This window comes from Streptomyces melanosporofaciens (genome assembly GCF_900105695.1).
Taxonomy (GTDB): Bacteria; Actinomycetota; Actinomycetes; order Streptomycetales; family Streptomycetaceae; genus Streptomyces; species Streptomyces antimycoticus.
This window is the reverse complement of record NZ_FNST01000002.1, coordinates 6,879,044-6,904,435: the sequence shown is the minus strand read 5'-3', so window position 1 is coordinate 6,904,435 and position 25,392 is coordinate 6,879,044. Positions and strand designations below refer to the sequence as shown.

23 protein-coding genes are annotated in these 25,392 nt (G+C 72.6%); 10 read left to right on the top strand and 13 right to left on the bottom strand.

The genetic code is table 11. The features are described from left to right. Positions 1-261 precede the first annotated feature (261 nt). The 4 genes from BLV72_RS32860 (at position 262) to BLV72_RS32845 (ending at position 4,358) form a co-directional block, all read left to right on the top strand. A complete protein-coding gene (locus BLV72_RS32860) occupies positions 262-1,050 on the top strand; it encodes a ferric reductase-like transmembrane domain-containing protein (RefSeq protein WP_244321126.1) in 789 nt (262 codons plus the stop codon). Next, complete coding sequence (locus BLV72_RS32855; RefSeq protein WP_093470687.1) at positions 1,047-2,561, top strand: NADH-quinone oxidoreductase subunit NuoF family protein; 1,515 nt, start codon at positions 1,047-1,049, stop codon at positions 2,559-2,561. The genes BLV72_RS32860 and BLV72_RS32855 overlap by 4 nt, the downstream gene beginning before the upstream one ends. 202 nt (positions 2,562-2,763) lie before the next feature. Then, positions 2,764-3,741 carry an SCO0930 family lipoprotein gene (locus tag BLV72_RS32850; protein ID WP_093470686.1) on the top strand — a complete coding sequence of 326 codons (978 nt, stop codon included), beginning with the start codon at positions 2,764-2,766 and terminating at the stop codon, positions 3,739-3,741. Between the two features lie 92 nt (positions 3,742-3,833). Continuing rightward, positions 3,834-4,358 (top strand): hypothetical protein, encoded by a 525-nt coding sequence (locus BLV72_RS32845; protein ID WP_093466894.1) that lies wholly within the window; start codon positions 3,834-3,836, stop codon positions 4,356-4,358. A 43-nt stretch (positions 4,359-4,401) separates the two neighbouring features. Here the strand turns inward: BLV72_RS32845 and BLV72_RS32840 are convergent, their stop codons facing one another. Both BLV72_RS32840 and BLV72_RS32835 read right to left on the bottom strand, forming a co-directional pair. Next, positions 4,402-5,079, bottom strand: coding sequence for an HAD family hydrolase (locus tag BLV72_RS32840; protein WP_093466892.1), 678 nt, complete (start codon positions 5,077-5,079; stop codon positions 4,402-4,404). A gap of 274 nt (positions 5,080-5,353) precedes the next feature. Then, the gene (locus tag BLV72_RS32835) at positions 5,354-6,286 is read right to left on the bottom strand and encodes a ScbA/BarX family gamma-butyrolactone biosynthesis protein (RefSeq protein ID WP_093466891.1); all 933 of its coding nucleotides are present in this window, start codon (positions 6,284-6,286) and stop codon (positions 5,354-5,356) included. A gap of 110 nt (positions 6,287-6,396) precedes the next feature. On the opposite strand from BLV72_RS32835, the gene BLV72_RS32830 reads away from it, so the two are divergent. Beyond that, a complete protein-coding gene (locus tag BLV72_RS32830; protein ID WP_093466889.1) occupies positions 6,397-7,038 on the top strand; it encodes a ScbR family autoregulator-binding transcription factor in 642 nt (213 codons plus the stop codon). On the opposite strand, the gene BLV72_RS32825 is transcribed toward BLV72_RS32830, so the two are convergent. The 8 genes from BLV72_RS32825 to BLV72_RS32790 form a co-directional block, all read right to left on the bottom strand. Then, the gene (locus BLV72_RS32825) at positions 7,030-7,713 is read right to left on the bottom strand and encodes an SDR family NAD(P)-dependent oxidoreductase (RefSeq protein ID WP_093466888.1); all 684 of its coding nucleotides are present in this window, start codon (positions 7,711-7,713) and stop codon (positions 7,030-7,032) included. The genes BLV72_RS32830 and BLV72_RS32825 overlap by 9 nt on opposite strands. Next, positions 7,706-8,911, bottom strand: a complete 1,206-nt coding sequence (locus BLV72_RS32820) for a sialidase family protein (protein WP_093466886.1) — start codon at positions 8,909-8,911, stop codon at positions 7,706-7,708. Before BLV72_RS32820 ends, BLV72_RS32825 begins: the two co-directional genes overlap by 8 nt. A gap of 193 nt (positions 8,912-9,104) precedes the next feature. Next, on the bottom strand, positions 9,105-10,133 hold the full coding sequence (locus tag BLV72_RS32815) for an aldo/keto reductase (protein WP_208905804.1): 1,029 nt from the start codon (positions 10,131-10,133) through the stop codon (positions 9,105-9,107). Continuing rightward, positions 10,130-10,972 carry an ATP-binding cassette domain-containing protein gene (locus BLV72_RS32810; protein ID WP_093466885.1) on the bottom strand — a complete coding sequence of 281 codons (843 nt, stop codon included), beginning with the start codon at positions 10,970-10,972 and terminating at the stop codon, positions 10,130-10,132. Before BLV72_RS32810 ends, BLV72_RS32815 begins: the two co-directional genes overlap by 4 nt. Continuing rightward, on the bottom strand, positions 10,969-11,865 hold the full coding sequence (locus BLV72_RS32805) for an ABC transporter ATP-binding protein (RefSeq protein WP_208905803.1): 897 nt from the start codon (positions 11,863-11,865) through the stop codon (positions 10,969-10,971). Before BLV72_RS32805 ends, BLV72_RS32810 begins: the two co-directional genes overlap by 4 nt. Next, positions 11,862-12,803 (bottom strand): ABC transporter permease, encoded by a 942-nt coding sequence (locus BLV72_RS32800; RefSeq protein ID WP_093466883.1) that lies wholly within the window; start codon positions 12,801-12,803, stop codon positions 11,862-11,864. The genes BLV72_RS32805 and BLV72_RS32800 overlap by 4 nt, the downstream gene beginning before the upstream one ends. Position 12,804: 1 nt before the next feature. Then, positions 12,805-13,734, bottom strand: a complete 930-nt coding sequence (locus tag BLV72_RS32795; RefSeq protein WP_093466882.1) for an ABC transporter permease — start codon at positions 13,732-13,734, stop codon at positions 12,805-12,807. Positions 13,735-13,737: 3 nt separating this feature from the next. Beyond that, on the bottom strand, positions 13,738-15,312 hold the full coding sequence (locus BLV72_RS32790; protein ID WP_093466880.1) for an ABC transporter substrate-binding protein: 1,575 nt from the start codon (positions 15,310-15,312) through the stop codon (positions 13,738-13,740). A gap of 104 nt (positions 15,313-15,416) precedes the next feature. On the opposite strand from BLV72_RS32790, the gene BLV72_RS50335 reads away from it, so the two are divergent. From BLV72_RS50335 to BLV72_RS32770, 4 genes are all read left to right on the top strand, one after another. Continuing rightward, a complete protein-coding gene (locus BLV72_RS50335) occupies positions 15,417-17,018 on the top strand; it encodes a four-carbon acid sugar kinase family protein (protein WP_425288409.1) in 1,602 nt (533 codons plus the stop codon). 350 nt (positions 17,019-17,368) lie between these two features. After that, positions 17,369-17,668 carry a nucleotide-binding domain containing protein gene (locus tag BLV72_RS50330; protein ID WP_244321125.1) on the top strand — a complete coding sequence of 100 codons (300 nt, stop codon included), beginning with the start codon at positions 17,369-17,371 and terminating at the stop codon, positions 17,666-17,668. Next, positions 17,665-18,720, top strand: a complete 1,056-nt coding sequence (pdxA, locus tag BLV72_RS32775; protein ID WP_208905801.1) for a 4-hydroxythreonine-4-phosphate dehydrogenase PdxA — start codon at positions 17,665-17,667, stop codon at positions 18,718-18,720. The genes BLV72_RS50330 and pdxA overlap by 4 nt, the downstream gene beginning before the upstream one ends. Positions 18,721-18,805: 85 nt before the next feature. Then, on the top strand, positions 18,806-19,582 hold the full coding sequence (locus tag BLV72_RS32770) for a DeoR/GlpR family DNA-binding transcription regulator (protein ID WP_093466877.1): 777 nt from the start codon (positions 18,806-18,808) through the stop codon (positions 19,580-19,582). A 67-nt stretch (positions 19,583-19,649) separates the two neighbouring features. On the opposite strand, the gene BLV72_RS32765 is transcribed toward BLV72_RS32770, so the two are convergent. Then, the gene (locus BLV72_RS32765; RefSeq protein WP_093466876.1) at positions 19,650-21,392 is read right to left on the bottom strand and encodes an ABC transporter ATP-binding protein; all 1,743 of its coding nucleotides are present in this window, start codon (positions 21,390-21,392) and stop codon (positions 19,650-19,652) included. Beyond that, the gene (locus BLV72_RS32760; RefSeq protein ID WP_244321124.1) at positions 21,389-23,005 is read right to left on the bottom strand and encodes an ABC transporter ATP-binding protein; all 1,617 of its coding nucleotides are present in this window, start codon (positions 23,003-23,005) and stop codon (positions 21,389-21,391) included. Before BLV72_RS32760 ends, BLV72_RS32765 begins: the two co-directional genes overlap by 4 nt. 699 nt (positions 23,006-23,704) lie before the next feature. Between BLV72_RS32760 and BLV72_RS32750 the strand changes: the two genes are divergently transcribed. After that, on the top strand, positions 23,705-24,673 hold the full coding sequence (locus BLV72_RS32750; protein WP_093466871.1) for an alpha/beta hydrolase: 969 nt from the start codon (positions 23,705-23,707) through the stop codon (positions 24,671-24,673). Positions 24,674-24,707: 34 nt separating this feature from the next. On the opposite strand, the gene BLV72_RS32745 is transcribed toward BLV72_RS32750, so the two are convergent. Next, positions 24,708-25,292 (bottom strand): HhH-GPD-type base excision DNA repair protein, encoded by a 585-nt coding sequence (locus BLV72_RS32745; RefSeq protein WP_093470682.1) that lies wholly within the window; start codon positions 25,290-25,292, stop codon positions 24,708-24,710. Positions 25,293-25,392: the final 100 nt, after the last annotated feature.

The following is a 25,392-nucleotide window of genomic DNA, read 5'->3' as shown; positions in this document are numbered from 1 at the left end:
GGGACGGTGTGGGCAGGGTCCGTCCACTAGAAGTTGTCACGTTACGACAAATCTTATGGAGATCACGTGTACTTCCGAGAAGCTGCTGCCCCCAAGACGACTTTGACGTATCTCGTCACCCGCGCGAATCCGCGCGATCGGGAGGCTCCAATGTCCATGTCCCAAACGCCGCTCCCCTCCTCGCAGGGGCGTCACGGGGGACGCCGGGCTCGAGGCGGACGACGGGCCGCTCGCCGGACTCAGCAGCGTGATCCATCCGGGATGGGATGGCCACGCCACATCCGGATCTACGCCATTCTCGGCTCCATCGCGCTGTCCCTGTATGTGGCCTGGGACGCCGGCGCGTTCGCCAAGACCTTCGCGTTCCTCGACTTCGGCGCGGGTGTGCTCGCGCTGGTCTGTCTGACGTCGGCGGTGCTGTGGGGGCTCGCCGCGACCGACCAGCTGATCCTGCACACCAGGCAGCGGCTGATGGCCCAGGCCATCCACCGGGCGGCCGCGGTCGCCGGTCTGCTCTTCCTGGCCGTTCACATCTGGGTCAAGATCGCGGAGAGCCACACCAACGCCGCGTCCATCGTGCTGCCGTTCGCTGACGCAAATCAGCCGGTGCTGATCGGGCTCGGCACCATCGCCGGCTATCTCTTCGTGATCGCCGCGGTGACCGGCGCGGTGCGCAGCTCGTTCGCCTCTGCAGGCAACTCCCGCTGGCGGTACCGCTGGTGGCGGGCGCTGCATGTGGGCGCCTATCCGGCGTGGTGCGCCGCGCTGATCCACGGTCTGAAGGCGGGACGCGCCGCCAAGACCTGGGCCACCTACGGCTACATCGCCGCGCTGGCCGGTGTGGCCATCGCGCTGTGGCTGCGGCTGGTCGCGCGGCGGCGCCAGGACATCGACCGGGCGGACGGCATCGAGGTCAGGAATCCTCCCGCCCGCAGCATGCAGGAGGGCCGGACCCGGCGGGCCGGTCCCACCGTGCCGCGCCCCCGTTCGGCCGAGCCCGGCTCGCGTGACAGTCAGCCGCTCGGTGCCTCTCGCGGGTGGGACCGGTGATCACGACCAAACCCAGGCTCGCCTGTGTCGATCCGCCCCGGCTGCTGGCGGGGCTCGACGAGGTGTACCGGCTCGACCGGGTCGGCCATCTGACCGTGCATGGCACCATGCCCGCCCTCCGGGCGGATGAACTCGTGGCGCTCGCGGAGAACATCGATCTGCGCGGGCGCGGCGGCGCCGGTTTCCCCTTCGCCACCAAGGTCCAGGCCGTCGTGGAGTCGGCCGGCCGGCGCGAGGGCCGCTGCGCCGTGGTGGTCAATGGCAGCGAGGGTGAGCCCAGTTGCCTCAAGGACACCGCGCTGCTGCTGCACACCCCGCATCTGGTGATCGACGGCGCCGTTCTGGCCGCCGAGGCGCTCGGTGCCGAGGAGGTCGCCATCGCGGTGCACCGTACGGATGTCGAGGAGTCCGTGGCCTCCGCGATCGCCGAACGCGGCCCCAGCGGGGTCCCGGTGAGCGTGAACCGCACCCCGGACCGGTTCGTCGCCGGTGAGGGCGGCGCGGTCATCAACGGCATCAGCGGCGCCCCGGCCATCCCCAACGGCCGGAAGATCCGGACCAGCGACAGCGGGCTCAGCGGACTGCCCACCCTGCTGTCCAACACCGAGACCTTCGCCCAGCTCGCGGTGGCGGCGCGGATGGGCGCCCTGCCGTACCGCTCGGTGGGGCTGCCCACCGAACCGGGCACGACGCTGCTGACGGTCGGTGGGAAGTACGTGCTGGAGACCCCCACCGGGGTGCCGCTGACCTACGTCCTGGAGCTGTGCGGTCTCACCCCCGGCCAGGCGGTGCTGGTGGGCGGCTACCACGGCAAGTGGCTGGACCCCCGGAGCATCAACGCCGCCACCATCTCCCGGGAGTCCATGAAGAAGTACGGTGCCCGGCTGGGCGCCGGGGCGGTGCTGCCCATCCCCGAGAACACCTGCCCGCTCGGCGAGACCGCGCGGATCGCGCGCTGGCTGGCCGCCGAGACGGCCGGTCAGTGCGGGCCCTGCTTCATCGGGCTGCCCGCGCTCGCGGACGCCATCGGCCAGGTGGAGCGCGGCGGCGGCCAGGCATCGATCGACAATGTGCGTGCCTACGTCAACTCGGTGCGGGGGCGCGGGGCCTGCAGCCATCCCGACGGCACCGCCGGTCTCGTGACCACCGCGCTGGACGCGTTTCCCGAGGAGTTCGAGGCGCATGCGCTCGGCGCCGGCTGCGGACGGCCGACGATGGGCGTGCTGCCGCTGCCGGAGGACGCGCTGCCACTGGCCCTGCCGCCCGCCCCGCTGAACCCCACGGCGCGCGACGAGCGCCCCCAGCGGGGGCCGATGGAAAAACTCCTGGTGGACTGGTCGCTGTGCCAGGGCCACGGGCTGTGCGCGGACATCCTGCCGCCCGAGGTGCTGACGCTCGGCATCGACGGCTATCCGGCCTCGGCCAAGATGGATGTGCCCCGGCAGCTACGGGCCCAGGCGGTCCGCGCGGTCCGCCGCTGCCCCGCCCTGGCGCTGCGTATCGAGGAGTAGGCCACCGGGTGATCCACCGCACCACCCGACACCACGACGGCCGTGCGCAACGGCCGTCGACTGCTGTGCGCTCAAGGACCCGGCGTTTTTTGCGTCAGGTGACAAATTCGGAAGCCGCTGAGCGCCGGTCCGCGCGGGCTCCGTATGGACATCACGTCGGCGCAATAACCGCCGGACCGATCGAGATTGCAGAGGGATGGTCATGGAGAAGCGTCACATCGCGTTCGCCGGGGTGTCGGTAGCGATGGTTCTGCTGACGGCGGCTTGCGGCAGCAGCAAGGACAACTCCGCGGGCAGCGCCAACGTGCAGCCGGCGGGTGGCAGTCAGACCGTGGGTGCGGGGGCCTCCGCGTCGGCGGGCGCGGGCGCGGTGGCCGGAGCGACCGGCGGCTACGAGGCGGGCGGCGACACCGGTGCCGCCGCGGGCAGCGAGGCCGAGCGCACCGGTCCGGCCAAGCAGTTGGCGGTCAAGGAGGACGCCAAGCTGGGCAAGTTCGTCACCGACAGCAAGGGCTGGACCCTCTACCGGTTCGACGAGGACACCCCCAAGCCCGCCAAGTCCAACTGCAACGACGACTGCGCCACCAAGTGGCCCGCGGTGCCCGCGGACGACGCCGCGGCCACCACCGGTGTCGAATCGAGCAAGCTGGGCTCGGTCACCCGCTCCGACGGCACCAAGCAGCTCACGCTGGCGGGCTGGCCGGTCTACCGCTTCGCGGGCGACGCCAAGCCGGGTGACACCAAGGGCCAGGGCGTGGGCGGCACCTGGAACGCGCTGGCGCCCGACGGAAAGCCGGCCGGCAAGACCGCGGCCGCGGACGACAGCCTCCAGCTCATGGTCAACAACAACGCCGAGCTGGGCAAGATCATCGTGGACGGCAAGGGCATGACCGTCTACCGGTTCAACAAGGACAGCGCCTGGCCGATGAAGACCGGCTGCCTCGGCGCCTGCCTGGACACCTGGAAGCCCGTCGAGGCCGTGGACACCACGAAGGTCGCCGGGCTCGACGCAGCGAAGGTCACCTCCTTCAAGCGCCCCGACGGCACCAAGCAGGCGGCGTTCGACTGCTGGCTGCTGTACACCTTCACCGGGGACAAGAAGCCCGGGGACATCAACGGCCAGGGCGTGAAGGGCACCTGGTTCGCGGTCACCGACAAGGGCAAGAAGGCGGGCCAGTAAGACAGACTCCATCACTTACGGTCCACCGCGGCGGGTGGCCCGAGGCCGTCCGGCCCGGGCCGCCCCCGCCGGATTTTCTACGGGAGGTTGATGTGTCACTCGCACTGCGTGCCACCGCGGTCGGCGCGGCCCTGCTGTTCCTGGCCGGCTGCGGTGGAGGCGATCAGGCACACGGCGCCAAGCACGAGCAGAAGAAGGTCTCCCCCGCCACCAAGGAGTTCGCGGGGCCCGGCAAACCCGCGCCGCTGACGAAGATCGCCGACGCCATCGGCTGCAAGGCCACGGTCATCACCGAGGCGGACGAACTGCGCCAGGGCGCCTGCGGGTCCGGCGGGAAGCGGTTCACGATGGTCACCTTCGCCACCGACAAGGGCCAGCACGACTGGCTGACGACGTCGAAGGACTACGGGGGCATGTACCTGGTCGGCAAGCGCTGGTCGGTCACCGGTCTGTCCATGAGCTCACTGGAGCCCCTGCGCGAGAAGCTCGGCGGATCCCTCGAGAGGGGGATGTCCCACGGCACGTCCCATGACGGGATGAAGCAGGGGGACGGGATGGACGGCATGGAGGGCATGGACGGCTCGGCGAGCCATACGGGCCACGACGGGAAGAAGTGACGCGCGGCACCCGCCGACCAGGCGGTGGGCGTGGGTCAGCCTCTCAGGCCGCCCGGGAGTCCGCCCACTTGACCAGCTCCGGGTCGGCCAGGGTGGAGACCCACACATCCACCGGCGGGGGCTCGTCCACCGGCCTCCGCGGCCCGACGCCCAGCACCCTCAGCCCGGCGCGCGAGGCGGACAGAAACCCGCAGTGCGAGTCCTCCACCGCGAGGGCGTCCTCGGGGGCCGCACCGCACAGCCGGGCGGCCTCCAGATAGACGTCGGGATACGGCTTCGGCCGCACCGCCCCCTCGGGGACCAGCACATGGCCGAAGTACCGCAGCAGCCCGGCCTTGGCGAGCCCGTCCTCGACGACGTCGCGCGGGCAGTTGCTGGCCACGGCCAACGGGGCGAACGTCGCCGCCTTCGCCACCAGTTGGGGCGCTCCCGGCATGGTGACCGGGTCCTCGGCCACCAGTCGGCGGAAGGCGTCGAGGAGTTGTTCGGTCATCTCGTCGGCGAGTTCGGGGCGGCCGGCGAATTCGGCCAGCATGCGGCCGCATTCGGTGTAGTGGAGCCCCTTCGTGCTTTGCGCGAACTCCTCGTCGGGGGCGGTTCCGTGGTTTCTGAGCACCACTTCGCGCGCCTCCACCCAGTGTCGTTCGGAATCCATCAGGGTGCCGTCGCAGTCGAAGACGATGGCGGCTGGGGTCCATCCGAGAAACTTTTCGGCTGTCATCTGTCTGCCGTTCCATGGGAGGTGGAGGAATCGGCGCAGGGAGTGCCTGTACGTGCGGGGAACCGCTCAGCGGAAATGTCCTGGCGGCTCGGAAGTGGCGCCGTGCGCCGACCGCTGCTGTCGTACAGGCCGTGAGGTTCGCCTGCCCGAAACATAACGATCACTACGTTAGTTAGATGACCCGAAGTAAGCAAGGGGTCACTCAGTGTCGGCGGTTTGTTCGTCGCTCAGGCCGTTCGTCGCCCATGAGTTCGTCGCACAGCGTGTTCGTCGCTCAGAGGTACTGGAGCACGCCGACCGCCGTGCAGATATCGGCCTGGCGCAGCCGGAAGACGCACGTTCGGCCGTGGGAGGTGCACTCGACCACGGCCGGCGGAAACGACTCGGTGAAGCGGATCGCCTTCATACGGCAGGCGACGGGCCGGGTCAGCGTTCCGCCGGTGGCCAGCGCGGCCGCCTGACGGGCGCCCTCCAGCAGGACCAGGCCCGGCACATGGTCGCTCCAGTGGTCGAAGAAGAACGGATGCCGGGGGTCGGCGGGGTCGAGGTAGACCACTCCCCCGTCCCGTACCACCAGCACGTCCCGGGCCGCGGGAACGGCCAGTTGCGCAGGTGAGGGCCGCACCGCGGCCCGCAGCCTGCGGCGCGCGGTGTGGCCGTGGACGGCGGACCGGGTCTCCGCGTAGGCCGTGCCGTCGAGGAAGCGCGCGGTGCCCCCGGCCCAGGCGAAGAGCTTGCCGCCCGCGGACAGCACGACATCCAGCCGCATCCCGGAGACGAAGCGTCCACAGGGGGTGGTGCGGATGTCGGTGACGGCGGCCCGGCAGGTGATGTCGGAGGCGCCGTACGGCGCCCGGGGTTCGGTCTCGGGGTCCAGCCGGTAGGAGATGTCCCGGATCAGGAAGTGCGCCCCCGCGGGCACCGCGTAGTACCGCGTGGGGATGTAGATCCCCAGCTCGCGCAGGGTTTCCGCGATCATCAGCGGATGGTGGCGGCCGTCTCCGCCGTGCGGGAAGGTGGGATGGGACCGCGGCCACTGGGCGGCGGCCTCGAAGCGGTTGTCACCGTGCGTACGCACGTCGGTGAGCAGCACCTCGGCCACCGAGACCCGGTGCACCGCCTCCCGCGCCACGGTGCGGGACCAGCTGAGCGGCCGCCCGGTGGGACCGGACGGCTCCGAAAGGCCATGAGCCTCACGAACGATCACCTTAAAATACTAATAATGTTTGACCTGTCTCGCCTCATCACCATCACCGGCCGAAAGTCCGCTAAGTTCTCCCCGTCACATCCGACGGGCTGCTGAAGGACGGCGAACACGTGCAAGAACGGGCCGAGCAAACACGCCGATCCCTTCTGGAGGCCGCCGCGTTCCTTTTCCACGAACGGGGATACGCCGGCACGAGCATCAGCGACATCACCGCCCGGTCCGGTCACACCAGCGGCGCCATCTATTTCCATTACACGAGCAAGGAAAGGCTCGCCCTCGCCGTGGTGGAGGAACACTTCGCCACCTGGCCCCCGCTGATCGAGCGCTACACCGCCCTCGACGCGCCGCCCCTGGAGCAACTCGTGCGGCTCAGCTTCGCGGTGGCCCGCGCCTTCCGCGATGACCTCGTGGTCCGGGCCGGGGCCCGGCTGTGGACCGAGCGCACCCTGATCGAGGCGCCCATGCCACCGCCCTTCGTGGGCTGGATGGACGCCGTGGGGCAGATGATGGAGAAGGCCCGGGCCGAGGGCGATCTGGCCCCGCATGTCGATCCGCTGCCCGCCGCCCGGACCGTCGTCTTCGCCTTCTTCGGGCTGCACACCGTCTCCGAGGCCCTCGACGGGCGGCGGCTCGTCGAGGACCATCTGGCCGATCTGTGGACCCTGCTGCTGCCCTCGCTCCAGGCCCGGCCCGTGGACACCACGAGACTGCTGGCGCTGGCCCGCGCGGACACGTCGCCTCCGTCAGAGTGAGGCGCCCGCGCACATCACCAGCGTCTGCCCGGTGACCGCGCCGCCCTCCGGGCCCAGCAGGAACGACGTCAGCCCCGCCACCTCCTCCGGACGGACCAGCCGGCCCAGCGGTGGCAGCACCGGCGGGGTGCCGCTGCGGCCGGGGTCGCGGAGCATCGGGGTGTCCGTGGGCCCCGGCGCCACCACGTTCACCGTGACCGCCCGGGGCGCCAGCTCGGCCGCCCAGGACCGGGCCAGGGCGGGCAGCGCCGCCTTGGTGGCGGCGTACTGGCTCTTGCCCGGCACGCCGGTCATCGTCCGGCTGCCCACCAGCACCACCCGGCCGCCGTCCGCCACCCGGTCCACCAGCGTGTCGACCAGGACGCTCGCCGCCTGCACATGGATCCGCCACATGAGCGACCCGTCCTCGGGCTTCAGCTCCCCCAGCCGCGCCGAGCGCTGAACGCCCGCCGCGTGCACGATCGCGTCCACCCCGGACACCGGGGCGAGCACCTCGGGGAGGTCCTCCGGCCGGGACAGATCGGCGGGGATCCAGTGCAGCCCCGCGACCGGCCGCACCGGGGCCGTACGGCTGATCCCGGTGATCCACCACCCCTGGTCCAGCAGCCGGGTGGCGATCGCGGCGCCGATACCGGAGCTGACGCCGGTGACCACGGCGTGCCGGGGCTCAGACATCGGCCGCCCAATCCGGTGTGACCCGGACGTATTTGATGGCCCGGCGGTGGTAGGTGTACGCGATGTGCAGCGTGCCGTCGGAGCCCTGCCGGATGGTGGGGTAGGACAGCTCTCGGTTGAGCCGGTCGCGTGAGTTGTTGGTCAGGCAGTGGCCGTCGCCGGTGTCCAGATCGCGCCGTACGGGCCAGGTCAGGCCGTTGTCGGAGGACAGCGCGAGGGTCATCGGGGCGCGCGGCGCACCCCAGAAGGCACCGGGTGCCGCGTCGTCCCGCGTGGCGGCCGGGGCGGGGGGCTCTCCGGTCCGTCCCTCGTCGTCGATCTCGTCGTAGAGGGAGACGCGGCGGGCCGTGGCGTCCGCCCGGCTGCTGTGGTTGTAGACCAGCGCGAGCCGCCCGTCGGCGAGCGGGACGTACTGCACGGAGGAGTTGTTGTTGGGCAGTTCGGTGCGGACCGGCTCGCTCCAGGTCTCCCCGCCGTCGGTGCTGTGCGCGCGGTACACCGCGTCCGCCCAGCGGCTGCGGAAGAGGGCCAGCACGGTGGTGTCCGGCAGTTGGTGGACGTTCATGTGCACACAGCCGGTCGATCCGGGCACGGGTGCCTCGCGCCAGGTCCGCCCCTGGTCGTCACTGATCATCACCGCGCTGGTGTCATGGTCGCCGACCCATTTGGCCCCGGGGGTGGCCACGCAGTGGAACACCGGCAGCAGCCACCGCCCGGAGTCCAGGACGGCCACCGGCTGACGGATGAACACCCCACCCGCCTCGGTGGCCGGGAAGAGCGTGCGCGGCGCGCTCCAGGTGACGCCCCCGTCGGCGGACACCCGCAGCCGGACCTCCGCCGTGTCCTGGTCGCCCGCCCGCTGGGCGGTGTAGAGCAGCCACAGCTCCCCGGCCGGGGTGGGGAACAGCAGCGGGTTCTGCTCCGAGCGGGTGTCGTCGCCGGAGAGCCGGACCGGCTCGGTCCAGGTGCCGGAGCCGGGGGCGAGCCGGGAGAACCACACGGAGATGTCCGGTACGCCCTCCTGGGTGCCGCCGAACCACACACAGCCGAGGTCCCCGCCGGGCAGCACGGTGAGGTTGGCGGCGTGGTTCTGGACGGCGGGCGCCGGCAGGAACGCCTCCTGCCGCGCCGGGTCGCCCGGGCGCGGCCGGAGCCGTCCGTCCGTCGGCGGCATCGCGGTGTCTTGGTCGGCGGTCATGGGCGCCGGGCTCCTCATGGTTGCGGTGGTACGGGGATGTCTGCGGCCGGGGCCGCAAGGCACCGGCCGACCGGGCCGCGCGGCCCGATGCCCATCCGGAACCCCGGTCCGGAGGGACTCACCCGAAGAGCGTTCGGGGTCCAGGGGCGGAGCCCCTTGGTTCGGGAAGGGGCGGGGTGGGGAAACCACGGGCCTACCGGTTGTACGCGGGCATCGGCCCACGCAGCCGCGCCCCCACCTCGTCGCACGCCGCCGTCACATCCGCCGGAAGGGGGCCCGCCGTGGCCGCGTCCAGGTTTGACCGGAGGTGCTCGATCCGGGAGCCGCCCAGCAGGAGAGCGTCCACTCCGTCACGGAACAGCAGCCAGCGCAGCGAGAGCTCCGTCAGCGGGATGCCCGCCTCCTCGGCGATCCCGGACAGGGTCCGTACGGCCTCGAAGAGCCCGGCGTCCCAGTAGCGCTGCCGGTACATGGCGGCCACCCGGGAATCGCCGAAGCGGCCCGACTCCGGCTGCTCCTCGAAGGTATGACGCCCCGTCAGCAGCCCGCCGCCGAGTGGGTTGTAGACCATGGTGCGCAGTCCGCTGGTGGCCGCGTACGCCGCGTATCCCAAGTATTCCTCCTCAATACGCCGCGCCAGCAGGTTGTAGAGCTGCTGGGCCACCACCGGGAGCGGCGCGCCGACCCGTTCGGCGGTATGGGTGATCTCGGCGATCTGCCAAGCGGCGTAGTTGGAGACGCCGAGCGCCCGGATCTTGCCCTCGGTGACGAACTCGGCGACCGTGCCCAGCGTCTCCTCCAGCGGCGTGGAGCGGTCGGGCTGGTGCAGATAGAACAGGTCGACATGGTCGGTGCCCAGGCGGCGCAGGCTGCCTTCGAGGGCCGCGCGCATCCCGCGCGCGGACAGCGGTGAGTGGTCGCCGGCGTCGGGGTGCGGCATACCCGCCTTGGTGGCGAGCACGATCCGGTCGCGGCGGCCGGGGAGCAGCTCGGCCAGGATCGTCTCGGTGGTGCCGCCCGCGTAGGCGTTGGCGGTGTCCACCCCGGTCACCCCGGCGTCCAGTGCGGTGTCCAGCATCGCGGCGGCGCCCGCGCGGTCCACCGTGTCGCCGAAGGTCATGGTGCCCAGCACCAGCCGCGAGAGCGGCACCGGAATCCCCGGCAGGGCGACCCCGCCGGGCGATGCCTGGGTGGTGGTGTGGGTCTGCGGATGCGCGTTCACTGCGTTGCTCCTGGTTCCTGGTCGGTCGCGATCGCGGACACGAGGGCGCGCGGTTTGCGTCCCCGCATGGTCGTCGGATCGAGCGCCGCCCGTCGCAGCGCCCTGGTGTACGGGTCGGCGGGCGCGGAGAGCACCGTGCCGGTCGGCCCGGACTCGATGATCCTCCCGGCGCGCATCACCACAACCTCGGAGCTGATCTCGCGGACCACTCCGAGGTTGTGGGAGATGACGATGTAGGCGAGCCCGTGTTCGGCCTGGAGTTCCCGCAGCAACTGGAGCACCTGGGCCTGTACGGAGACGTCCAGCGCGGAGGTGGCCTCGTCGCACACCAGCAGTTCGGGGCCGCCGGCCAGGGCGCGGGCGATGCCGATCCGCTGACGCTGGCCGCCGGAGAACTCGGCCGGGCGGCGCTGGAGCGCGCCGGAGTCCAGCCCCACCTGGTCGATGAGGACGGCGGCGCGCCGGGCGCGTTCGGCCCGGGAGCGCATGCCGTTCAGCCGCAGCGGCTCGGCCACGATCTCCTCGGCCGTCAGATGCGGGTCCAGCGAGCCGTACGGATCCTGGAAGACCATCTGCACCCGCTTGCGCAGCGGGCGCAGCCGCCGCTCGGGCAGGCCCGCGATATCCGTTCCGTCGAGGAGGATCCGGCCCTCGGTGGGGCGCAGCAGGCGGACGAGGGAGCGGGCGATGGTGGACTTGCCGCAGCCGGATTCGCCGACGACGCCGAGCGCCCCGCCGGGCGGGACGGAGAAGCTGACGCCGTCCACCGCGCGGAAGACACCGCCGGGGACGGGGTATTCGACCACCAGGTCCTCGACGGCCAGCAGGGGTGTGGTCACAGCGCCTCCTCGGTGACGGCGGCGGCGGGGGCCTCGTGCCAGGGGCCCAGGGTGGGCACGGCGGCGAGCAGATCGCGGGTGTACCGCTCGCGGGGGTGGTCCACGATCTGTTCGACCGGCCCCGACTCCACGAAGCGGCCGCCGCGCATGACGTGGATGCGGTCGGAGACCAGCCGGGCCACGCCCAGATCGTGGGTGATCATCAGGATGCCGATGCCGGTGCGCTCCTGGAGCTCCATCAGCAGGTCGAGGACGCCCGCCTGGACGGTAACGTCGAGCGCGGAGGTGGGCTCGTCGGCGACCAGCAGCCGGGGCTCGGCGGCCAGCGCGATGGCGATGAGGACGCGCTGCAGCATGCCGCCGGAGAACTGGTGGGGGTAGGCGCCCCAGCGGGTCTCGGGGTGCGAAATGCGTACTCGGCCGAGCAGTTCGACGCCCTTGGCGCGGGCCTCGGCGCGGGACATCCCCGGGTGGCGCAGCCGGAGCGCCTCGCCGAGCTGGCGGCCGATGGTGTGCACCGGGCTGAGCGCGGTCATCGGGTCCTGGGGGATCAGGGAGACCCCGCGGCCGCGGATCCGCCCGGCCGCCTTGGCGTCGGCGATGACGTCGGCACCGAAGATCCGGGCCGTCCCGGAGAGGACGGCGAGCCCGTCGGGCAGCAGCCGCAGCAGCCCCATCGCGGTGGTGGACTTGCCGGAGCCGGACTCGCCGATGATCGTCACCGTCTCGCCGGAGCCGATGGTGAAGCCGACCCCGTCGACCGCGCGCACCACACCGCGGTCGGTGATCAGCTCGATCTGCAGGTCCTCGACCTCCACCAGGGGGCCCGGGGCGCCGGTGTCGGGGGTGCCGTTGGTGTCGCGGGCGCCGTTGGTGTCGCGGGTGTCGCTCATCGGGAGCCCTCCGTCGCACGTCGGCGGGTACGGTCGCGCAGTCCGTCGCCGAGCAGATTGACCCCGACCACCAGCAGCACGATGACGAGGCCGGGCAGGGTCACCAGCCACCAGGAGGTGGTGATGTAGTCCTGGCCGTCCGAGATGATCCGGCCCCAGGTGGCGAACGGCCGCTGGGGGCCCGCGCCGAGGTAGCTCAGCGCGCTCTCCAGCAGCACCGCCTGGGCGAGCAGCAGCAGGACCACGAGCGAGGCCTGGCGGACGATGTTGGGGATGATGTGGCGGGCCAGGATGGCGATCCGGGGCAGCCCCAGCACTTGGGCGGCGGCCACATACGGCTTCTCCCGCTCGACCAGCACCAGGGACCGGGTCAGCCGGGCCACCTCGGGCCACTGGGCGATGGCGATGACGCAGGTGATGACGGTGACGGAGGGGCCGAAGAGGGCCACCACGAGCAGCAGCATCATCAACAGCGGCAGTGACATCTGGGCCTCCAGCAGCCGGGAGACGACGGCGTCCACCCAGCGGCCGTAGTACCCGGCGGCGGCGCCCGCGACGATGCCGATGAGGCCGGAGACGACGACGGCGAGCACACCGATCGACAGCGAGACCTGGCCGCCGTGCAGCACCCGCGAGAGCACATCGCGGCCGAGTTGGTCGGTGCCGAAGAGGTGGCCGTCGGTCAGCGGGGCCAGCCGGCGCCGGGAGAGGTCCTGGTCGCCCGCGCCGGGCAGCGGCAGCACCTGGGCGAGGGCGACGGGGACCACCACCAGCAGGGTGCACACCGCGCCCGCCCACAGTTTGAGGCTCGCGCTGCGGCGGCGCCGGGTGGCGGTGGCGCGCGCCAGGTCCCTGGCGGTGACCGCGCTGGGGCGGGGCGCGGGGCCGGCCTTCGCGGGGGCCGGGGGTTCGGCGGGGGTTTCGAGGGCGCCTTTCATCTCAGGCCGCCTTTCCCAGGCGTACCCGCGGGTCGAGCAGCGGGTAGGCGAGGTCGATGAGGAGTTGGACGAGGACCGCCAGGGCGGCGGTGACCAGGACGGTCGCCTGGATCAGCGGATAGTCGCGGGTCTCCAGGGCGCGGACGACCAGCGAGCCGACACCGGGCCAGCCGAAGACCACCTCGACCACCACGACGCCGTTGAGCATGGCGGCGAAGCGGGTGCCGAGCGCGGTGAGCACCGGGATGGCGGAGTTGCCCATGGCGTAGCGCCAGGTCAGTACCCGGTTCGAAACCCCGCGGGAGCGGGCCACGGTGACATACGGCGCGGCGAGGGCCGCCACCATCTCACGGCGGACCAGCCGGGAGATCAGCGCCATCTGGAGGATCGCCACGGTCACGGTGGGCAGCACCAGTCCGCCCCAGGTGGTGAAGCCGGAGGCGGGCAGCACCGGGACGGCCACGGCGAAGAGGGTCAGCAGCATCACGCCGATCCAGAAGTCCGGCATGGACTGCCCGGCGATGGTCAGCACATTGGCGCCCAGTTCGCGCTTGGTGTCGGCGCGGCGGGCCATCCATACGCCCAGTGGCACGGCCACCACCGCGGTGAGCGTGATCGCGGAGAGGGAGAGGGTGATGGTGTAGGGCACCCGGTCGAGCACCACGTCCAGGGCGGGCGCGTGGAAGGAGTAGCTGGTGCCGAGGTCGCCGGTGAACAGATCGCGCAGAAAGAGCCCGTACTGGCTGAGCAGTCCGCGGTCGAGGCCGAACTGCTCCCGGATCCGGGCGAGGTCGGCGCTGGAGGGGTTGGGCCCGGCCAGGGCCGCGGCGGGGTCGCCGGGGGCCATCCGGACCAGGACGAAGACGGTGGAGAGGGTCAGGAAGACGGTCAGGACGCTCTGGCCCAGGCGGCGTATCAGATAGCGCGTCACGGCTCAGCCCTCCAGACGCACGGCGGCGAGGTCGTAGGAGTTCAGCTGCAGCAGGCGCACATCGCGCACCCGGGTGCGGCGGGCCAGCACCACATCGGGCACGAAGGCCCACAGGCAGGGGCGGGTGTCCCAGATCTGCTGCTGGACGGCGGCGAGCTTGGTGTTCCGCGTCTTCTCGTCCGTTTCGGCGGAGGCGTCGGCCAGCCGGGCGGCGATCTTCGGAAAGACATAGCCCTGGTAGGTGTCCCGCGTCCTCTCCTTCTCCGCGGTGCCGCCGTACATGCCCTGGAGGCTGGTGGAGGCGTGGCCGGTGGGGACGGAGAAGCCGTTGCCGAGGACGTCCCAGTCGCCCCGGCGGCCCTGCCGCCACTGCTGGATGTCGCCGCCCGGTTCGAACTGCTGGAGGGTGGCGCGGACGCCGACCGCGCGCAGCATCTCCAGCACGGCCTCCATCACCGAGGTGTCCGCGGGGAACTCGCCGGACTCCCAGATGATCTTCACCTTGAGATCGCTCGCGCCCAGCGCGGCGAGACGCTTGCGGGCCTTACCGGGGTCATGGACGTAACGGCCGGTGCGCACCGAGCCCTTGAGGGCGAGCGGAATGACGCCCTCGGCCTGCTGGGCGGAGCCGGTGAGCACATCGCGTACCAGGGCCTCGCCGTCGATGGCGTAGCTGAGCGCCTCGCGCACCCGGGCATCGGCCAGCGGATGTCCGCGCGGTTTGCGGAAGTTGAAGAACAGCTGGTTGACGCGGGTGCCCGAGGTGCGGTCCAGACGCACCCCCGGCAGCCCCTTGAGCTGCTCGGCGGAGTCGGGCGTGATGGTGTCGATGACATCCAGCTCACCGCTGCGCACGGCGACGACCCGGCTGGACTCCTCGGGGACGAAGCGCACCCGCACCCGGTCCACGGTGGGGCGCCGCCCCCAGTACCGGGGGTTGACGTCCAGGGTGTACTCACCGGTGCCGGAGTTGGCCGAGGTGACCACGTACGGGCCGGAGCCCACACCGCCGGACAGCTCCTCGGGCCGGTTCCGCGCGGCCGGGCTGATCAGGATGTTGGCCATCAGCTGGTCGAGGATGGGCACCGGCCGCTTGGTGTGCAGGCGGAAGGTGCGCTCGTCGACCGGCTCGACGGTGGGCATCTCGGGGAAGAGGCCGACGATGAACGAGCCGTTGACGCCCGCGTACATCCTGAGCGCGGTCGAGACGTCCTTGACGGTGACCGGGGTTCCGTCGGAGTAGCGGGCTCCTTGGCGCAGCCGCACCGTCCAGGCGGTGGGCCCGGTCATCTCGAAGCGGTCGGCGAGCACCAGCTCGGGCCGGAGCCCCCTGCCGATCCGGGTCAGCGCCTGGCGCACCGCGCGCTGCACCGTGACCGCCGCGTCGAACTGGTTCAGCTTGTTGTCCAGGCTGACCAGCGAGCGGTTCAGCCCGAGGCTGATGGCGCCGGGCCCGGGGGCACCGGTGGGACCCGCGCACCCGGTCAGCGGGGCGAGGGCGATACCTGCTGAGGCGCCTGCTCCGAGGCGCAGCACGGACCGGCGGCTGAGGGCCGGACCGAAGGGGATACGGGTCATCGTTGACCTCTCGGCGTTCCTGAGGCGAGCGACCGGATCGCTCGACCCGCGCGGCGGCCGGATGACGGCCGTACGGGTCAAAGTGTCGCGGCGGTCACCGTGACATGACTGCGCGCTTTACGCAATACTCCTCGCGCACTTCGCGCAACGTATGCCATCATCGGCACCACGGAACCGATGTCCACGCCATCGGAGCGCTCCGTCCGTCACGGTCATTCGAGGAGGTGCCGGTGGACATGACGCCCAACCGGAGGCTGTTGGCCATCGCGGATGACCTGTCAGGCGCCGCGGAAGTGGCAGCCGCGCTGTGCTCGCGCACAACACGCAGTCGGGTTGTGCTGGTGGGGATGTCTGACGGGGTGAGCGGGGGTGCGGCGAGCAGCGGTGTGGCGAGGGCCTTGCGCCCTCGCCATCTCGGCGAGGCGACCGTCCTGGACCTCGACTCCCGCTACCGACCGGCCGCCGAGGCGGCCGAGGCGGTCCGTGACGCGCTGCGGCTGTCGTCGCCCGACGGCGACGCCGACGGAAACGACGGGGACACCCTCGTACTGAAGAAGATCGACTCGCTGCTGCGGGGCAATGTCGCCGCCGAGATCGCCGCCCTCGCCGAGGGCGGGGCGGGTGTGGTGCTCGCCCCCGCGCTGCCGATCGCCGGGCGCGTGGTGCGCGCGGGGGTGGTCCACATCCGCGGGGTGGCGCTCCACGAGGGCGACGCGTGGCGCGCCGAAACCCTGCCCCCACCCGCTTCGGTGGCCCAGGCGCTCGGCGGCCTGCCGACCGCGCTGATCCCGCTGACGACGGTACGGGCGTCCCTGCCTGCGCTGCTGGCCGCGCTGCGTGCGGCCGTGGCGGCCGGACGGGTGGCGATCTGCGACGCTGAGACGGACGCCGATCTCGACGCGGTCGTCGAGGCGTCGCTCGCCGAGGGCCCCCGGATGCGGCTGGTCGGTTCAGGCGGCCTGGCCGTGGCCCTCGGCCGCCACCTGACGACGGCTCTTCCCGCCGCGGCGGCTCCGGCGACCGCCCAGGCCACGGCGGTATCGACGGCTCCGCCCGCCACGGATCCGGCCGCCCCCGGCCCCACCGGCGCCCCGGCCGTCACGGTCTCGGCTGCCGCTGCCGCCACCACGGCTCCGGCCGCCGACACGGTCACCGCGACCCCGACTGGTCCCGCCGGCACGTCACCAGCCGCCACCAAGCCCACCACGTCACCAGCCGCCGCCGACCCCACCGGGGCTCCGGCCGCCGCCGACCCCACTGGGGCGCCGGCCGCTGACACCGTCAACCCGACCCCGGCTGCCCCCGCCACCACGAGCCCTACCGACAACGACCGCATCACGACTCCGGCCGCCGCCAACGCCCCGGCCATCACCACACCGGCGGGGGCAGCCGCGTCGACGGCCGCAACCGCGGTGCCCTCTACGAACGCCGGAGCCGCCCCCACCACCACAGCGGCTCCGGCTGCCGACCCCGCCACTTCGCCCCCGGCTGACCCCACCACCACACCGGCGGGCGCCGCCGCCTCGGCGGCCGGAGCCGCAGCGCCCTCGGCGGACACCGGGCGACCGGTGCTGGTCGTCGTCGGCACGGCCGAACCCGCGGCCGCCGCACAGATCCGGCGTCTGGTCGAGGACGGCGCCACCCACCACCGGCTTCCGCTCGCGGTGCTGCTGTCGGACGGTCCCCCGCTGCGGCTGCCCCGCTGACCGCCCCGGTCACGGTCGTCTCCCTCGCCGCCTCGCCCGGGGCCCCGGACGCGACGACGACGCACGGCGCGGCGGCAACGGGCGCGGTGCCCATCCCGGCCCCCCGTCCGGAGCACGACGCCGTCGCGCCCGCCGACGTCCCCGGCCCGCCGCCCAGCCCAGCACCCGGCCTCCAGCCCGCCACTCCGCCACCGTCCGGCGGCGGCACCGACCGCCCGGACCCGAGCAGAGCCCCAGACGGGGGCCCGAGCGAAGTCTCGGACGGGAGCCCGAACGAAGGCCCTGCCGGAGTCCCGGACGCCGGCCCGACCGAAGACGCTGCCGACGGGGCAGGCCCGCGGCCCCGGCCCGTGTCCGCCCGGCGGCTGGTGCTCGGCCTCGCCCGCGCCGTCCAGGACGCCGTCGCCGCGCACCACGGCGCCGTAGACCTCGTACTGACCGGCGGCGAGACGGCACGTCGGGTGCTGGATGCCCTGGCGGTGACCGAGCTCGATCCGGTCGGCCAGGTGCACCACGGGGCCGTTCATCTCTCCACTCCCGACGGGCGGTCCGTCGTGACCCGACCGGGCAGCTTCGGCGACCCCGACTCCCTGCGCCACATCGTCCAGGCGCTGCGCCCCCACTCGATGGAACGGAAGGTCACCTCATGAACTCCTCCACCCACCTCGCCCCCACCGGGGCCGCTGGTGCGGACGCCGATCCCGCCCCGCTTCCGCTCATCGCGGTCACCATGGGCGACGGCGCCGGCATCGGACCCGAGGTGATCGTCCCCGCGCTGCTCGACCCGGACACGCTGCGGCGCTGCCGTCCGGTGGTCATCGGGGACGCGGAGCGGCTGCGCCAGGCCGCGCGGCTGCGCGATATCGCGTGCGAGATCGTCACCGTGGCCGCGCCCGCCGACGCGGCGTTCACCCCGGGCCGGATCAACGTCGTCGACCTCGGGCTGCTCCCCGCCGAGCTGCCCTGGGGCACGCTCTCCCCGGTGGCCGGGGACGCGGCCTACCAGTACGTACGGACCGCCGCGGAACTCGCCATGAACGGTGAGGTGCAAGGCATCTGCACCGCGCCGCTCAACAAAGAGGCGCTGCACGCGGGCGGCCACGTCTTCCCCGGCCACACCGAACTGCTGGCCCAGCTCACCGGGGTCGAGGAGGTGTCGATGATGCTGGCCACCCCCACGGTGAAGGTCATTCACGTCACCACCCACATCGGCCTCATCGACGCGGTGCGAAAGATCGAGCCGGGTCTGGTCGAGCGCACCGTGCGCCGCGGCCATGAGGCGATGGTCCGCGCCGGGACCCCCGAACCGGTGATCGGGGTGTGCGGGATCAATCCGCACGCCGGGGAGAACGGGCTGTTCGGCTACGGCGAGGAGGAGGAGAAGATCGTGCCCGCGCTGGAGGTGCTGCGCGCCGACGGCATCGACGCCCGCGGCCCGCTCCCCGCCGATACCGCCTTCTTCCTGGCCGGGCGCGGTGACTACGACCTGATCGTGGCGATGTACCACGACCAGGGGCACGGCCCGGTCAAGGTGCTGGGCCTGGAGGCCGGGGTCAATCTCACCGTCGGCCTGCCCGTCATCCGCACCTCCGTCGACCATGGCACCGCCTTCGACATCGCCGGTACCGGCACGGCCGACGCCGGTAGCATGATCGAGGCGCTGCGGCAGGCCGCCGAGATGGCTCCGTCCCCCGCCCACTGACGCCGGCCCCGGTTGCTGACGCCCAGCCCCAGTTGAGGAACGCGAGGCCGAGCCCACGTTGAGAAACGCGAGAGACGCGGGAGAGATGCCGGTGAACGGAGCGCGGGCCCGGCGCGACCAGATCGTCCACCTCGCCACGACCACGGGCCTGACCAGCGTGGAGGAGCTGTCCCGCACCTTCGGCGTCACCGCCTCCACCATCCGCCGCGACCTCGCCCAGCTCACCGCGGACGGACGGCTGGCGCGGACGTACGGCGGGGCGATGGCCCTGGTCGCCCACCCGGAGGCATCGCTGCGCCAGCGCACCGGCGAGGCGTTCGAGGCCAAGCGGGCCATCGCGCGCTGGGCGGCGTCGACGATCCGCACCGGGGAGACGGTGCTGCTCGACGCCGGTTCGACGGTCGGCGCGCTCGCCCATGAGCTGCGCGCCGCCGAAGGGCTCACGGTGGCCACGACCGGGCTCACCGCACTGCAGGAGCTCGCCGATGTGGAGACCGTACGAGTGGAATGCCTCGGCGGTACGCTCCGGCCGCTGAGCCAGAGCTTCCTCGGCCCGCTCGCCGAGGCGGCCCTGGAGCGCATGACCTTCGACCGGGTGTTTCTGGGCGCCGACGGGGTGACGGCCGAACGCGGCATCTGCGAGGCGGAGCTGAGCCAGACCCGGCTGAAGGAGCTGATGGCCCGCCGGGCGGACGCGGTGTACGTACTCGCACACTCCACGAAGATCGGCCGCCGACCCTTCCACACCTGGGTGCGGCTGCCGCCCGGCTGGACGCTGGTGACCGACCACGGCGCCGACCCCCACGAGATCCGGGCGCTGCGGGCCCAGGGGGTCGAGGTCACGGTCGTCGGGGGCGAGTGACCCCCGCCCCCACGACACCCGACCGCGGCGCCGGGCGTTGATCCACCATCCGTTGGCCGCACACCCCTCACGTCCGGCCGTGCCACGACTCCCACAGCGCGGCGTACGCACCCCCGCGCGCCACGAGCTCGTGGTGCGGGCCGAGTTCGCTGATCCGTCCGTCCTCCATCACCGCCACCCGGTCGGCGTCATGCGCGGTGTGCAGCCGGTGGGCGATCGCGATGACGGTACGCCCCTCGAGCAGGGCGGCCAGGGAGCGCTCCAGTCGGCGGGCCGCACGTGGATCGAGCAGCGAGGTGGCCTCGTCCAGTACCAGGGTGTGCGGATCGGCCAGCACCAGCCGGGCGAGGGACAGCTGCTGGACCCGGTCCGGGGCCAGGGCCGCGCCGCCAGCCCCCACCCGCGCGTCCAGCCCCAACTGCAGGGCCCACTCCCGGGCCCCGACCGCGTCCAGCACCCGCTCCAGCTCGGTGTCGGTGGCCTCGGGCCTGACGATGAGCAGATTCTCCCGGAGCGTTCCGGAGAAGACATACGTCTCCTGGGTCACCAGGGCCACCTGGCCGCGCAGCCGGTCCGGGGAGAGCGCGGTGAGCGGCACCCCGCCCACCGTCACCGAGCCGGTGCGCGGTGCGTGGATCCCGGCGAGCAGCCGGCCGAGGGTGGACTTGCCCGCGCCCGACGGCCCGACGACCGCCAGCCGCTCCCCCGGCTCGATCTCCAGGTCGATCCCGCGCAGCACATCCCTGCCGTCCCGGTAGGCGTAGCGCACTCCGCGCAGCGCCAGGCCCCGGTGCCGGGGCGCGGCCGTGGCGGCGGCGTCGGCTCCGGGCCCGGGGGCGCGGTGGACGCCCCGCAGCCGGGCCAGTGAGGCGGCGCCGGCCTGGAGGTCGCCCAGGCAGTACAGCACCGTGTCGACCGGGCTCAGGAGCTGCTGGACGTAGAGGGTGGCGGCGGTGACCGCGGCAAGCGAGACCATGCCGTGGAGCGCGAAGAGGCCGCCGAGCACCAAGGTCGCGGCCACCGGGAGCAGATAGGCGGTGTCGATGACCGGCAGAAAGACCGTGAGCAGGCCGATCGTATGGCGCTCGGCCGCGTAGGACCCGGCGATGTCCCGGTCCGTGCGCTCCGCGCGCCGCCCGGCCAGGCCCAGCGCCTCGACGGTACGGGCTCCCTCCACGGTCTCGGTGAGGCCCTCGGTGATCCGCGCGTAGGACGCGCTCTGGCGCAGGAACGCCTCGCGCGAGCGGCCGAAGAACCACCGGGCCGCGACCCACAGCACCGGGACCCCGATCAGACAGGGGAAGGCCAGCAGCGGGCCCACCACGACCAGGGCGCCGAAGGTGACGGCGATGGTGACCAGGGCGGTCATGGTGGCGGGGACCGCGCGGCGCACACAGCCCGCGAGCACCTCCACGTCCCGGATGGTGCGGGTGACCAGATCGCCCGCGCCCGCCCGTTCGACGGTGGCCAGCGGCAGGGCGAGCACATCGCCGACGAACCGCTCGCGCAACGCGGCCAGGACCTTCTCGCCCAGCCGCGCCGCGGCGTACGTCGCGGCATGGGTCAGCAGCGCCTGGACGATGACGAACGCGCAGATCAGCAGCGCCGTACGGGTGATGGCGCCGCCCCCGTCGCGGGTGTCCTCCACCAGGTCGCCCAGCAGCCGGGGGCCCACCAGCCCGCAGCCCGCGGCGAGCGCGTACAAGGCGAGCACGGCGGTGAGCTCGCGCGGGTGGCGCAGCGCCAGCCGCCGGGCGTAGGCGCGGGTGTCGCCGGCCGGGGCGACCGGCAGCGGGGTGTGGGTGCTCATGCCGACTCCTCCCGCGCCACGACGGACCGGTAACGGACATCGGTGAGCAGATCGCCGTGCGAGCCCTGGGCGACGGCCTTCGCGCTCTGTACGTAGACGACATGGTCCGCCCGGTCGAGCACCACGGGGCTGGTGGTGAACACCAGCGTGGTCCGTCCCGCGCGCAGGTCGCTCACCCCGCGCGCGATCCTGGCCTCGGTGTGGGCGTCGACGGCGCTGGTGGGCTCGACGAGGATCAGCACCTCCGGGTCGGCCATGAGCGCGCGCACCAGGCGCAGCCGCTGCTGCTGGCCGCCGGAGAAGTTGCGCCCGGACTCGGCGACGAGGTCGTCGAGTCCGTCCGGGAGCGCCTCGGTGATGTCCCGCGCACAGGCGGCGTCGACGGCCCGCTCCAGCTCCGCGTCGCTCCCCCGGCCGCGGAGTTCCTCGCGCAGCGGGCCGGCGAAGAGGCGGTCGTCGTTGTCGGCGACGAGGATGCGGCGGCGTATCTCGTCCGGGGGCAGATCGGCGAGCGGGGTGTCCCCGAGGGTGACGGTGGAGTCGGTGTAGCGGCCCAGCCGCGCGGCGAGGGTCGCGGTGTCGGCGGGGGACGCGCAGGCCACGGCGGTGAACCGGCCTGGTGCCACGATCAGCCCGGAGGCGGGGTCGGCGAGCGGGGCGGGTCCCTCGTACGGGCGTCCCTCGTACGGGACGGGTCCCTCGTACGGTCTCTCGTACGGAGCGGGGTCGGCCGCAACCAGGGCGAACTCGGGCCGCAGTGCGAGAAACGCCGTGATCCGGCGCGCCGCCACATGCCCCTCGGTCAGCCGGCCGGCCGCGGTGGTGAGCCGGCGCAGCGGATCGACCAGGAAGACGGCGTAGCCGTAGAAGGCGACGAGCTGTCCCGGGCCCATCCGCCCGCTCGCCACGTAGTGCGCGCCCAGCCAGACGACGACGGTGGTCAGCAGCCCCGGCAGCAGCACCTTGACGCCCTCGAGCAGGGCCTCCACCCGGGCCACCGCCACCCCCGCGGCGCGCACCCGTTGGGAGTCGGCGCGATAGCGGTCGGCGAAGACCTCCTCGCCGCCGATGCCGCGCAGCACCCGCAGCCCGCTGACGATGTCCACGGCGCGCCCGGTCAGCTCGGCCTGCTGTTCGCGCAGCCGCTGCCGGTGCCGGTGCAGCGGGCGGATCAGCAGCGACACCGTCCCCACCATGAGCGGCACCCCGAGCAGCACCACCAGGCCCAGTTGCCAGGAGGTGTGCAGCAGGATGGCCGCCACGACGGCGATGGCGACGATGGAGCCGCTGCCCCGGGCGGTTTCGGCGAGCGCTTCCCCGAGCCGGCCGATATCGGCCACTCCGGCATTCACGATCTCGCCTTTGGCCACCCGCTTCGGCAAGGTCGCCCCCAGCCGGGCGGCCTGGCGGGCGATGAGTTGTGCGGTGCGATAGGCGGCGCCCAGCCGGGTGGTGAGGGCGGCGCGGTCGCGCAGAATTCCGGCGGCGGCCTGAATCGTCCCGAGGGCCACCACCGCACCGCCCCACCACAGGAGTGCCCGCTGGTCACCGGCGATGATCCCGGCGTCGATGGCCTTGCCGACGGCGGCGGGCACCAGGGCCTGGGCCAGCACATGGACAATTCCATAGAGAGCGCCAAGGAATATGGCATTGCGCTGATAAACGGCAAGCCATAACAGATAGGATATGGGTGAGCGATGGTCTGGATTTCCGGGATCCGGATCAGGAAAACGTCGCATGACGACGGCGATGCTAGCGACGTCGCTTCCGCCGGGCGGAGGAATTATCGACCGCCTTCCCCGCCGCTCGCACGTTCGGCGTCGCGTCCATGCGTACATCCCGGGGGACCGGGGCACCCGCCCCCGGAAACGACGTGGCCACCCGCCGACGAGTTTTGGAGGACACCGTGGCACGGCAGACCGACCCGACCCTCATCCATCCGACGCTGCGAGATCCCGGGCCACCGTCTCCGACTCCGTCGCCCGGTCCGGGCGGCCCCGAGCCGGGTCCCGCACCGGGCCCCGTGCCCGGACCGCCTCCGGGGCCGCCGCCGGACCCGATTCCCACCCCGCCGCCCGAGCCGCCGCCCAACCCCACGCCCGGCCCCGCACCGGGCCCGACGCCCGATCCGGTGCCCAAGCCGCCGGGCCCCGACCCGGTCCCCGATCCGTCACCGGCACCGGGCCCGATCAGGTGATGCCGTCGATGGGCCACCCGGGCCCGACAGAGGCCCGGGTGGCGTAACAGCGGTGGGTGCCGCGGCGGCCGGGGTGAGATCGTCGGACGGAATCGGACCGGAAAAGGAGAATCCGATGTCCCTCACCCCTCCGGCCCGGCCCGTCCTCGAACCCGCCGCCGCGGCGTTCGCCGAGGCCACCGCCAAACCGCCGTATCCGTACCAGATGACGCCCGCGGAGGGCCGTCGCACGCTCGACGAGGTGCAGTCCGGCGAGGTGCCCAAACCGGAGGTGGACGAGGAGTGGATCAGCGTCGGCGGCATCCCGGCGGGCGGCGTCAAGGCGCGGATCGTCCGCCCTCCGAAGGCCGTCGGCACCCTTCCGGTGATTCTCTACATCCACGGCGCGGGCTGGGTGTTCGGCAACGCCCACACCCATGACCGACTGGTGCGGGAGCTGGCGGTCCGAGTGGGCGCCGCGGTCGTCTTCCCCGAGTACGACCTCTCCCCCGAGGCCCACTACCCGGTGGCGCTGGAGCAGAGCTACGCCGTGGGCCAGTGGATCGTGGCCCACGGCGAGGGGGCGGGGCTCGACGCCTCCCGGATCGCGGTGGCCGGGGACTCGGTGGGCGGCAACCTGGCCATCGCCCTCACCCTGCTCGCCAAGGAGCGCGGCGATCTGTCGCTGGTGCGGCAGGTGCTCTTCTACCCGGTGACCAACGCCGCCTTCGACACCGGCTCCTACGAGGAGTTCGCCGAGGGCTACTTCCTCACCCGTGAGGCGATGAAGTGGTTCTGGGACCAGTACACGACCGACCCGGCGCACCGCTCCGAGATCACCGCCTCCCCGCTGCGCGCCACCCCCGACCAGCTCACCGGGCTGCCGCCCGCCCTCGTCATCACCGGCGAGGCGGATGTGCTGCGCGACGAGGGCGAGGCGTACGCGGCCAAGCTGCGGGAGGCCGGGGTGCCGGTCACCGCCCTGCGGATGCAGGGGATCATCCATGACTTCCTGATGCTGGACGCGCTCCGCGACACGCGGGCCGCCCGGGCCGCGCTCACCCTGGCCGTGGACACCCTGCGGGACGCGCTCGGCACTGCCTGAAGCCTGAAGCCGGCACCGCCGAGAAGGTCCCCGCTCAGCCCTTGGCCTGCTTGGCCTGCCGCTTGAGCTCCTGCTTGTGGGCGCGGACCTTGTCCAGCGACTCGGGCCCGGTGATGTCGGCCACCGAGCGATACGCGCCCTCCTCGCCGTAGGACCCGGCGGCCTCGCGCCAGCCCTTGGGCCGCACCCCCATCCGCTTCCCCAGCAGCGCGAGGAAGATCTGCGCCTTCTGCTTGCCGAAACCCGGGAGTTCGTTCAGCCGCCGCAGCAGGTCCTCGCCGGAGGAGGCATCGCGCCACATGGTGGTCGGGTCGCCGTCGTAGTGCTCGGCCAGATACCCGCACAGCTGCTGGATGCGCCCGGCCATCGCGCCCGGGTAGCGATGCACGGCGGGCTTCTCCGACAGCAGCGCGGCGAATCCCTCGGGGTCGTGGGCGGCGATCTCCTGGGCGTCCAGCCGGTCCCTGCCCAGACGCCCGGCGATGGTGTACGGACCGGAGAACGCCCACTCCATGGGCACCTGCTGATCGAGCAGCATCCCGATCATCAGGGCCAGTGGGTCGCGCTCGAGCAGGGCGTCCGCCTCGGGCTGCTGGGCGAGACGAAGGCGTGTGTTCATCCCCTGGCCGTACCCCGCCACCATCGGAACGAACCAGATGAAACGCGCATACCGCCCAAAGGCGTGCACACCATCACTAATTTGGCCGAATTGCGAGGTG